The sequence below is a fragment of the Neisseria sp. HMSC064E01 genome, from assembly GCF_001808875.1.
Lineage (GTDB): Bacteria > Pseudomonadota > Gammaproteobacteria > Burkholderiales > Neisseriaceae > Neisseria > Neisseria sicca_A.
In genome coordinates, this window is sequence record NZ_KV794939.1 from 95,356 (window position 1) to 105,595 (window position 10,240).

Genomic DNA, 10,240 nt, shown 5'->3' on the forward strand with positions numbered 1-10,240 from the left:
ATACTTGTATCCGACAGAGTGGGTAAAGAGGCAAAATGTCGGATTCAAGAATCCGACTTACCCGCGCTTACAGTTTGTGTATTTTAATGGAAGTGTAGAATGAAGAAAATTTTATTTGGATTGTTATTTGTGCCAGCGTTATGTTTTGCTAAACCTCTTGTAGATAATAGTGCTCAAATGGATAGAGCAGTGGATAAGTTTTTTCAAGTTTATAAACGATCAGGTATGGCTGGAGTAGCAGGAGAAATTGAAAAATGCTATTCAAATAAAAAAATGGATAAACTAAATTGTTTATATTTGGATTATACGGCGCGGATTTTTGATGCCCAAGTGACTGAAGTTATGGGTTTCCCCGCTAATGAATTTTTTGCAGACAGCCTATTTCAGGAGCGTATTGCTACAAATGTTTATTTTCCTAGAGGTGTTACGATGAAACAGGCTAATAAACATTTGTCAGATTTATATACTAAATTGATTAGAAGAATTGATAAACGGACAAGATAATATACGTAAATCGACAAGGAAGTAGGTTAGAACAAGCAGCAATGGAATGGTCAAAAGGCCATATAAAAATATTGGTTTTACACTCAACCTGCAATTTCAAAACCTTAAAGGTCGCCTGAAACAGCGGCCGCAACCGATACGAAAACGAACAGGCACACCAAAAATGGCTATTTACCAATCAGGCGTGATTTTTGACCAAGTGGATACCGCCAATCCCGACTGCTGGACATTGGACGAATACGTCAAACGCGGCGGTTACAGCGCGCTGCGTAGAATCCTGTCCGAAAACATCTCGCAAACCGACGTAATTGACGAAGTCAAAACCTCCGGCTTGCGCGGGCGTGGCGGTGCGGGCTTTCCGACCGGCTTGAAATGGAGCTTTATGCCCCGTTCCTTCCCCGGCGAAAAATACGTCGTCTGCAACACAGACGAAGGCGAACCGGGTACGTTTAAAGACCGCGACATCATCATGTTCAACCCCCATGCCCTGATCGAAGGCATGATTATCGCCGGTTACGCGATGGGCGCGAAAGCGGGTTACAACTACATTCACGGCGAAATTTTCGAAGGTTATCAACGTTTTGAAGCTGCACTCGCCCAGGCGCGCGCCGCAGGTTTTTTGGGTAAAAATATTTTAGGGTCGGACTTCGAATTCGAACTCTTCGCCCACCACGGCTACGGCGCATACATTTGCGGCGAAGAAACCGCATTGCTTGAATCGCTGGAAGGCAAAAAAGGCCAGCCGCGCTTCAAACCGCCGTTCCCCGCCTCGTTCGGCCTGTACGGCAAACCGACCACCATCAACAATACCGAAACCTTCGCTTCCGTGCCGTTTATCGTCCGCGACGGCGGTCAGGCGTTTGCCGACAAAGGCATTCCGAATGCCGGCGGTACCAAACTGTTCTGCATCTCCGGCCACGTTGAGCGTCCGGGCAACTATGAAGTGCCGTTAGGCACGCCGTTTGCCGAAATCCTGAAAATGGCGGGCGGTATGCGCGGCGGCAAAAAACTCAAAGCCGTTATTCCCGGCGGTTCGTCCGCGCCCGTATTGCCTGCCGACATCATGATGCAGACCAATATGGACTACGACTCGATTTCCAAAGCCGGTTCGATGCTCGGTTCCGGCGCGATTATCGTGATGGACGAAGACGTGTGCATGGTCAAAGCCCTTGAGCGTCTGAGCTACTTCTACTACGACGAGTCTTGCGGCCAGTGTACGCCTTGCCGAGAAGGTACGGGCTGGCTCTACCGCATCGTCCACCGCATCGTAGAAGGCAAAGGCCGCATGGAAGACTTGGATTTGCTGGATTCCGTCGGCAACCAAATGGCAGGCCGCACCATCTGCGCCCTTGCCGACGCCGCCGTCTTTCCTGTCCGCAGCTTTACCAAGCATTTCCGTGATGAGTTTGTGCATTACATTGAACACGGCGGACCGATGAAGCCGAATAAGTGGTGTTGAGGTTTCAGACGACCTGAATATCAGTGGTGTTTGGGATTTCACAACGACTTGATTCCCTCTCCCGCTCGCGGGGGAGGGTTAGGGTGGGGGTAGTGCTTGGAATATTTTGAAACAGATTTTTATACGGGCAAGATTCAGACGGCCTCCGTATAGGTCGTCTGAAAAAGATTGAGGCCAACTCGGCTATGCGGTACAGCACAAGAAATACGGTATTAAAACAGAATGTCCGTAATCTGAAGCAGAATATGACTTTGGCCGAGCAGAAATTGTGGCATCACTTGCGCGGCAAACGGTTGAACGGAATAAAATTCCGACGCCAACAGACAATAGGCGGATACATCGTCGATTTTGTCAGTATGGAGCATCGTTTGATTATTGAATTGGACGGTGGTCAACATTCGGAACAGATTGAGTATGACGAGCAGCGGACGGCGTTTTTGAATGCCCAAGGTTATCGGGTGTTGCGATTTTGGAATAATGAAGTTTTGCAGCAAACCGAAGCAGTACTGGAAAAGATTATCGAAATGTGCGGCGGAAAATAAGACGGCTGCAACGTTGCAAAGCCACCCCCATCCTAGCCTTCCCCCGCCGGACGGGGGAAGGGACAGACGGTAGCAGATTTGAATACTTCGGGTTGATTCCTGAGATTCAAGTAAACATAAAACATAATATTGAAAGACATGGCAGCAGAATCTGCCACTATATGTTCTGACAGAAACCTGTTTCCTCTCCCGTCAGGCGGGAGAGGGTGGGGGGATAGGTTGTACTAGAATTTGGATTTTTTAAAATTAAGAAACCCCTCCTAAAAATAAACAAGCAATAAACTTATACTTTAAAGGCCGTCTGAACCCCATTTTTCAGACGACCTCCATAAAAGATTATTTATCAAATACCCGTAACTAGGAACGAACCATGTTACAAATCGAAATCGACGGCAAACAGGTATCTGTGGAGCAGGGCGCGACGGTGATTGAGGCCGCGCACAAGCTCGGTACTTATATTCCGCATTTCTGTTACCACAAAAAGCTCTCCATCGCCGCCAACTGCCGTATGTGTCTGGTGGACGTGGAAAAAGCCCCCAAACCGCTGCCCGCCTGCGCCACGCCGGTAACGGACGGCATGATTGTGCGCACGCATTCGGCAAAAGCCCGTGAGGCGCAGGAAGGCGTGATGGAGTTCCTGCTCATCAACCATCCGCTCGACTGTCCGACCTGCGACCAAGGCGGCGAATGCCAGTTGCAGGATTTGGCGGTGGGCTACGGCAAAACCACCAGCCGCTACACCGAAGAAAAACGTTCCGTCGTCGGCAAAGACATGGGGCCTTTGGTTTCCGCCGAGGAAATGAGCCGCTGTATCCACTGCACCCGCTGCGTACGTTTCACCGAAGAAATCGCCGGTTTGCAGGAAATTGCGATGGCGAATCGCGGCGAACACTCCGAAATCATGCCCTTTATCGGCAAAGCGGTGGAAACCGAGTTGTCGGGCAACGTCATCGATTTGTGCCCCGTCGGCGCGCTGACCAGCAAACCGTTCCGTTTCAACGCGCGTACTTGGGAGCTGAACCGCCGCAAATCCGTTTCCGCCCATGACGCTTTGGGCAGCAACCTGATTGTGCAAACCAAAGACCATACCGTCCGTCGCGTGCTGCCGCTGGAAAACGAAGCGATTAACGAATGTTGGTTGTCCGACCGCGACCGTTTCGCCTACGAAGGCCTGTATCACGAAAGCCGTCTGAAAAACCCGAAAATCAAACAGGGTGGCGAGTGGATGGACGTGGATTGGAAAACCGCGCTGGAATATGTCCGCAGCGCGATTGAATGTATCGCCAAAGACGGCAACCAAAACCAAGTCGGCATTTGGGCGAACCCGATGAATACGGTTGAAGAACTGTATCTGGCGAAAAAATTCGCTAACGGTTTGGGCGTTAAAAATTTCGCTACCCGTCTGCGCCAACAGGACAAACGTTTTTCAGACGACCTCAATGGTGCGCAATGGTTGGGACAAAGCATCGAATCGCTGGCGGACAACGAAGCCGTATTGGTGGTCGGTGCAAACCTGCGCAAAGAACAGCCGCTTCTGACCGCCCGCCTGCGCCGCGCTGCCAAAGAGCGCATGGCCTTGAGCGTGTTGGCAAGCAGCAAGGAAGAGTTGTTTATGCCGCTTCTGGCTCAGGAAGTGGTGCATCCCGACGAGTGGGCAGGTCGTCTGAAAAACCTGTCTGCCAATGCGGAACACGCCGTTACCGCCAGCCTGAAAAACGCTGAAAAAGCAGCGGTGATTTTGGGCGCGGAAGTGCAAAACCATCCTGATTACGCCGCAATTTACGCCGCCGCGCAAGAGCTGGCGGATGCAACCGGCGCGGTGTTGGGCATTTTGCCGCAAGCTGCCAACAGCGTCGGTGCGGATGTCTTGGGCGTAAACTCCGGTGAGAGCGTTGTTGAAATGGCAAACGCGCCGAAACAGGCAGTTTTGCTGCTCAACGTCGAGCCGGAAATCGATACGGCGGACGGCGCAAAAGCCGTAGCCGCGTTGAAACAGGCGAAAAGCGTGATGGCGTTTACGCCGTTTGTCAGCGAAACGCTGCTGGACGTGTGCGACGTATTGCTGCCGATTGCGCCGTTTACCGAAACCTCGGGCAGCCTCATCAATATGGAAGGTCGTCTGCAATCCTTCCACGGTGTCGTTCAAGGCTTCGGTGATTCGCGTCCGCTGTGGAAAGTATTGCGCGTATTGGGCAACCTGTTTGACCTGCAAGGCTTTGAATACCACGATACCGCCGCGATTCTGAAAGACGCGTTGGACGTGGAAAGCCTGCCGTCCAAACTGAACAACCGCGCCGCTTCGACTCAAAAAGATTTTCAGACGACCTCAAACCGCCTCGTGCGCGTGGGCGGAGTCGGTATTTATCACACCGATGCCATCGTGCGCCGTTCCGCGCCGTTGCAGGCGACCAGCCATGCCGCCGTGCCCGCCGCGCGTGTGAATCCGAACACTTTGGCGCGTTTAGGCCTGCAAGACGGACAAACCGCCGTCGCCAAACAAAACGGCGCAGGCGTGTCCGTGATGGTCAAAGCCGATGCCGGACTGCCTGAAAACGTGGTGCATCTGCCGCTGCATACCGAAAATGCCGCGCTGGGTGCGTTGATGGACACTATTGAACTGGCGGGAGCTTGATCATGCAAGAATGGTTCCAAAACCTCTTTGCCGCAACGCTCGGTCTGGGCGATTTGGGTATCACCGTAGGTTTGGTGGTATCCGTCATCGTCAAAATCGTGATTATCCTGATTCCGCTGATTCTGACCGTTGCCTACCTGACATATTTCGAACGTAAAGTCATCGGCTTTATGCAGCTTCGTGTCGGCCCGAACGTGACCGGCCCGTGGGGTCTGATTCAGCCGTTTGCCGATGTGTTCAAACTCTTGTTTAAAGAAGTAACCCGTCCGAAGCTGTCAAACAAAGCCCTGTTCTACATCGGCCCGATTATGTCGCTCGCCCCGTCTTTTGCGGCATGGGCAGTGATTCCGTTCAACGAAGAATGGGTACTGACCAATATCAATATCGGCCTTTTGTACATCCTGATGATTACCTCGCTGTCGGTTTACGGCGTGATCATCGCGGGCTGGGCTTCCAACTCCAAATATTCGTTCTTGGGCGCAATGCGTGCTTCCGCGCAAAGCATCTCCTACGAAATCGCCATGAGCGCCGCGCTGGTGTGCGTCGTGATGGTGTCGGGCAGCATGAACTTCTCCGACATCGTTGCCGCACAAGCCAAGGGTATTGCGGGCGGTTCGGTGTTCTCTTGGAACTGGTTGCCGCTGTTCCCAATCTTCATCGTCTATCTGATTTCCGCCGTTGCCGAAACCAACCGCGCACCATTTGACGTGGCAGAGGGCGAATCCGAAATCGTTGCCGGACACCACGTCGAATATTCCGGCTTCGCGTTCGCGCTGTTCTTCCTTGCCGAATACATTTTTATGATTCTGATTGCCGCGCTGACATCACTGATGTTCCTCGGCGGTTGGCTGTCCCCCTTCCCGCAAAGTTGGGGCATTATCGGCACGCCTTCCGCATTCTGGATGTTCGTGAAAATGGCGGCGGTGCTGTACTGGTATCTGTGGATACGCGCCACCTTCCCGCGCTACCGCTACGACCAAATCATGCGCTTGGGCTGGAAAGTGCTGATTCCCATCGGCTTCGCCTATATCGTGATTTTGGGTCTGTGGATGATTTCGCCGCTGAATTTGTGGAAATAAGTTTCAGACGACGTATCAAGGCCGTCTGAAAACGCAGTTTTGAATATTTAACGGAATCCCTGTTTTGAGGGAACAGAATATGGCTAATTTAGTAAAAACTTTCTTGCTCGGCGAACTGGTCAAAGGCATGGGCGTAACGCTCAAAAACTTTTTCGCCCGCAAAGACACGATTTATTTCCCCGAAGAGAAAACGCCGCAATCCGTGCGTTTCCGTGGCCTGCACGCGCAGCGGCGGTATCCGAACGGCGAAGAGCGCTGTATTGCGTGTAAATTGTGCGAGGCAGTTTGTCCGGCAATGGCGATTAACATCGAATCGGAAGAACGCGAAGACGGCACGCGCCGCACCAAGCGTTACGACATCGACCTGACCAAGTGCATCTTCTGCGGCTTCTGCGAAGAAGCCTGTCCGACCGATGCGATTGTGGAAACCCATATTTTTGAATACCACGGCGAGAAAAAAGGCGACTTGCACATGACCAAGCCGATCCTCTTGGCAATCGGCGACAAATACGAAGCCGAAATTGCCAAGCGTAAAGCCGCTGACGCGCCGTACCGTTAAGGAGCAGACGAATGACTTTTTCCGCGATTCTGTTCTATATCCTTGCCGCCATCGTCTTATACGGCGCGCTGCGCACCGTTACCGCGAAAAACCCTGTCCATGCTGCTTTGCATTTGGTGCTGACCTTCTGCGTGAGCGCGATGATTTGGATGCTGATGCAGGCAGAGTTTTTGGGCGTTACGCTGGTTGTCGTGTATGTCGGCGCCGTGATGGTGTTGTTCCTGTTCGTCGTGATGATGTTGAATATCGACATTGAGGAAATGCGCGCCGGTTTCTGGCGTCATGCGCCTGTTGCCGGTGTGGTCGGTACGTTGTTGGCAGTTGCCCTGATTCTGATTCTGGTCAACCCGAAAACCGACCTTGCCGCATTTGGTTTGATGAAAGATATTCCTGCCGATTACAACAACATCCGCGATTTGGGCAGCCGTATTTATACCGATTATCTGCTGCCGTTTGAGCTGGCGGCGGTATTGCTGCTGTTGGGCATGGTGGCGGCGATTGCGCTGGTTCACCGTAAAACCACCAATCCGAAACGCATGGATCCTGCCGACCAAGTTAAAGTGCGCGCCGACCAAGGCCGTATGCGCTTGGTGAAAATGGAAGCTGTGAAACCGCAAACCGAATCTCTCGAAGAAAACGAAGTTTCAGACGACCTCAAGCCGAAAGAGGAGGGCAAAGCATGATTACCTTGACGCATTATTTGGTATTGGGCGCGCTCCTGTTCGGTATCAGCGCAATGGGTATCTTTATGAACCGCAAAAACGTGCTGGTCTTGCTGATGTCGATCGAGCTGATGCTTTTGGCGGTGAACTTCAACTTTATCGCCTTCTCGCAGCATCTGGGCGATACCGCCGGACAGATTTTCGTATTCTTCGTATTGACCGTCGCCGCCGCCGAATCCGCCATCGGTTTGGCGATTATGGTGCTGGTGTACCGCAACCGACAAACGATTAATGTTGCCGATTTGGACGAGTTGAAAGGGTAATCATGAACGACATGACTTTATATCTCATCATTGCCCTCGTGCCTTTGGCAGGCTCGCTGATTGCGGGTTTGTTCGGCAATAAAATCGGACGTGCCGGTGCGCATACGGTTACGATACTCGGCGTGGCGGTGTCCGCCGTGTTGTCGGCTTATGTGCTGTGGGGCTTTATCGACGGCAGCCGCGCCAAGTTTGACGAAAATGTCTATACTTGGCTGACGATGGGCGGTTTGGATTTTTCCGTCGGCTTCTTGGTCGATACGATGACGGCGATGATGATGGTCGTGGTAACGGGCGTGTCGTTAATGGTGCATATCTACACCATCGGTTATATGCACGATGAAAAAGTTGGCTACCAACGCTTCTTCAGCTATATTTCTTTGTTTACATTCAGCATGTTGATGCTGATTATGAGCAACAACTTCATCCAGCTCTTCTTCGGTTGGGAAGCGGTGGGCTTGGTGTCGTATCTCTTGATCGGTTTCTATTTCAAACGTCCGAGCGCGATTTTTGCCAACCTGAAAGCCTTTTTGATCAACCGCGTCGGCGACTTCGGCTTTTTGCTCGGTATCGGCTTGGTGCTTGCCTATTTTGGTGGCAGCCTGCGTTATCAGGACGTATTCGCTTATCTGCCCAACGTACAAAATGCGACCATCCAGCTTTTCCCCGGTGTGGAATGGTCGTTGATTACCGTAACCTGCCTGCTCTTGTTTGTGGGTGCGATGGGTAAATCGGCTCAGTTCCCGCTGCATGTCTGGCTGCCCGATTCGATGGAAGGCCCGACGCCTATTTCCGCATTGATTCACGCCGCGACGATGGTTACGGCGGGTCTGTTCATGGTGTCGCGCATGTCGCCGATTTACGAAATGAGCAGCACCGCGCTGTCGGTCATTATGGTTATCGGCGCGATTACTGCTCTGTTTATGGGCTTCTTGGGCGTGATTCAAAACGACATCAAGCGCGTGGTTGCGTATTCCACCCTGTCGCAACTGGGCTACATGACCGTGGCTCTGGGCGCGTCCGCCTATTCCGTGGCGATGTTCCACGTCATGACCCATGCCTTCTTTAAAGCCTTGCTGTTCTTGGCGGCGGGTAGCGCCATTATCGGTATGCACCACGACCAAGACATGCGCCACATGGGCAATCTGAAAAAATACATGCCGATTACTTGGCTGACCATGCTGATCGGCAACTTGTCGCTGATCGGTACGCCGTTCTTCTCCGGCTTCTACTCCAAAGATTCGATTATCGAAGCGGCAAAATACAGCACCCTGCCGGGCAGCGGATTTGCTTATTTCGCCGTCCTCGCCAGCGTGTTCGTTACCGCGTTTTACGCGTTCCGCCAATACTTTATGGTGTTCCACGGCGAAGAAAAATGGCGCAGCCTGCCCGAACACCATTCAGACGACCATGGCGAAGAACATCACGGCTTGGGCAAAAACGACAATCCGCACGAAAGCCCGCTGGTCGTTACCCTGCCGCTGATTCTGCTTGCGATTCCGTCCGTCATCATCGGCTACATCGCCATCGAACCCATGCTCTACGGCGATTTCTTCAAAGACGTGATTTTCGTCAACGCCGACGCGCATCCGACCATGCACATCATGAAGGAAGAGTTCCACGGCGCATTGGCGATGGTGTCGCACAGCCTGCATTCGCCCGTCCTCTACCTCGCAATCGCAGGCGTATTGAGCGCATGGCTTTTGTACGTCAAACTGCCGCACCTGCCCGCCAAAATCGCGCAGGCGTTCCGTCCGGTTTACGTTTTGTTTGAAAACAAATACTACCTCGACGCCCTGTATTTCAATGTCTTCGCCAAAGGCACGCGCGCATTGGGCAACTTCTTTTGGAAAGTCGGCGATACCGCCATTATCGACAACGGCATCGTCAACGGCTCCGCTAAACTGGTCGGCGCGATTGCTGCTCAGATACGCAAAGTCCAAACCGGCTTTATCTACACCTACGCCGCCGCTATGGTGTTCGGCGTATTGGTATTGCTCGGCATGACCTTCTGGGGATTGTTCAGATAAAGGCGGATTTTCAGACGACCTGTCCGTAGTCGGTCTAGAGGTCGTCTGAAAAAGGAAACATGAGAAACAATGGTTGAAGACAAATTACCGCAAACCCTAGACGAAGTCCGTGAAGCCATCGACGGTTTGGACAAGGAATTAATAGAATTGCTCGCTCGCCGGCAGAAGCTGGTACGGCAGGCAGGCCGTCTGAAACCTAAAAACGATGTGCAGGCGGTTTCCGCGCCCGAACGGGTAGCGCAAGTGATTGCCTCGCGCCGCGCCTACGCCCAAAAGGTCGGTTTGTCGCCCGAAGTAGCCGAAGCAGTTTGGCGCAGTATGATTGACGCCTTCATTAAACTGGAGATGGAAACCAACCGTGTTGATGGGGGCAGTCAATATTTCGGTCATAATTGATTTACTTGGATAGATACGGAATTTGCCGACCGCCGTCATTCCCGCGCAGGCGGGAAT

10 protein-coding genes are annotated in these 10,240 nt (G+C 52.3%); all 10 read left to right on the top strand.

Translation table 11 applies throughout. The annotated features are described in order from the left end of the window. The first annotated feature begins 99 nt into the window (after positions 1-99). The 10 genes from HMPREF2572_RS07115 to HMPREF2572_RS07160 all read left to right on the top strand — a co-directional run bounded on the left by HMPREF2572_RS07115 (position 100) and on the right by HMPREF2572_RS07160 (position 10,183). Entirely contained in the window at positions 100-504 is a 405-nt protein-coding gene (locus HMPREF2572_RS07115) for a hypothetical protein (protein WP_083294183.1), read from the top strand. 163 nt (positions 505-667) lie between these two features. Continuing rightward, complete coding sequence (nuoF, locus tag HMPREF2572_RS07120; protein ID WP_003776111.1) at positions 668-1,963, top strand: NADH-quinone oxidoreductase subunit NuoF; 1,296 nt, start codon at positions 668-670, stop codon at positions 1,961-1,963. Positions 1,964-2,148: 185 nt separating this feature from the next. Next, positions 2,149-2,505, top strand: coding sequence for an endonuclease domain-containing protein (locus HMPREF2572_RS07125; protein ID WP_070497254.1), 357 nt, complete (start codon positions 2,149-2,151; stop codon positions 2,503-2,505). 370 nt (positions 2,506-2,875) lie between these two features. Then, positions 2,876-5,137: an NADH-quinone oxidoreductase subunit NuoG gene (nuoG, locus tag HMPREF2572_RS07130; protein ID WP_070497256.1), complete on the top strand. Its 2,262-nt coding sequence runs from the start codon at positions 2,876-2,878 to the stop codon at positions 5,135-5,137. A gap of 2 nt (positions 5,138-5,139) precedes the next feature. Further along, entirely contained in the window at positions 5,140-6,216 is a 1,077-nt protein-coding gene (gene nuoH, locus HMPREF2572_RS07135) for an NADH-quinone oxidoreductase subunit NuoH (RefSeq protein ID WP_049226405.1), read from the top strand. A 79-nt stretch (positions 6,217-6,295) separates the two neighbouring features. Next, on the top strand, positions 6,296-6,775 hold the full coding sequence (nuoI, locus tag HMPREF2572_RS07140) for an NADH-quinone oxidoreductase subunit NuoI (RefSeq protein WP_002216341.1): 480 nt from the start codon (positions 6,296-6,298) through the stop codon (positions 6,773-6,775). An 11-nt stretch (positions 6,776-6,786) separates the two neighbouring features. Then, positions 6,787-7,458, top strand: coding sequence for an NADH-quinone oxidoreductase subunit J (locus HMPREF2572_RS07145; protein WP_019270804.1), 672 nt, complete (start codon positions 6,787-6,789; stop codon positions 7,456-7,458). Continuing rightward, on the top strand, positions 7,455-7,760 hold the full coding sequence (gene nuoK / locus HMPREF2572_RS07150) for an NADH-quinone oxidoreductase subunit NuoK (RefSeq protein ID WP_002215628.1): 306 nt from the start codon (positions 7,455-7,457) through the stop codon (positions 7,758-7,760). Before HMPREF2572_RS07145 ends, nuoK begins: the two co-directional genes overlap by 4 nt. A gap of 2 nt (positions 7,761-7,762) precedes the next feature. After that, positions 7,763-9,787 carry an NADH-quinone oxidoreductase subunit L gene (nuoL, locus tag HMPREF2572_RS07155; protein ID WP_009310876.1) on the top strand — a complete coding sequence of 675 codons (2,025 nt, stop codon included), beginning with the start codon at positions 7,763-7,765 and terminating at the stop codon, positions 9,785-9,787. Between the two features lie 69 nt (positions 9,788-9,856). Then, positions 9,857-10,183, top strand: a complete 327-nt coding sequence (locus HMPREF2572_RS07160) for a chorismate mutase (protein WP_070497258.1) — start codon at positions 9,857-9,859, stop codon at positions 10,181-10,183. Positions 10,184-10,240: the final 57 nt, after the last annotated feature.